The sequence below is a fragment of the Vibrio sp. T20 genome, assembly GCF_007858795.1.
GTDB classification, from domain to species: Bacteria; Pseudomonadota; Gammaproteobacteria; order Enterobacterales; family Vibrionaceae; genus Vibrio; species Vibrio satsumensis.
The window spans coordinates 1-241 of sequence record NZ_VFEB01000154.1 but is presented as its reverse complement, the minus strand read 5'-3'; the positions used below and the strand labels follow the sequence as shown (position 1 = coordinate 241).

The window sequence follows — 241 nt, the reverse complement described above, 5'->3', positions numbered from 1 at the left end:
AATGAGAAGCGAATCAGTCGTTGAGCCTTAAGCTCTCTTTGAATGGTGTTTGATGTGGTGAGCGCGATCGACGGCAAGATCAAGAAGCTGAGAACTAAGCCTCCTATACCAAAGATGGAGAAGCAAAGCCCTGTCGCGAATACTCGCCAATATTGGTCGATCTTACTCATTCTTGAGCTCCAGGTTTCGCGTTGTTTATCCATGACCAAGCTTGGTGTTTTCCGGCAATAGTCCAACGTTG

At 46.9% G+C, this 241-nt stretch carries 1 pseudogene; it reads right to left on the bottom strand.

Going from position 1 to position 241, the window contains the following annotated elements:
* Positions 1-170 (bottom strand): annotated as a pseudogene (locus FTW16_RS17760) (1-acyl-sn-glycerol-3-phosphate acyltransferase); the annotation flags it as partial.
* Positions 171-241: the final 71 nt, after the last annotated feature.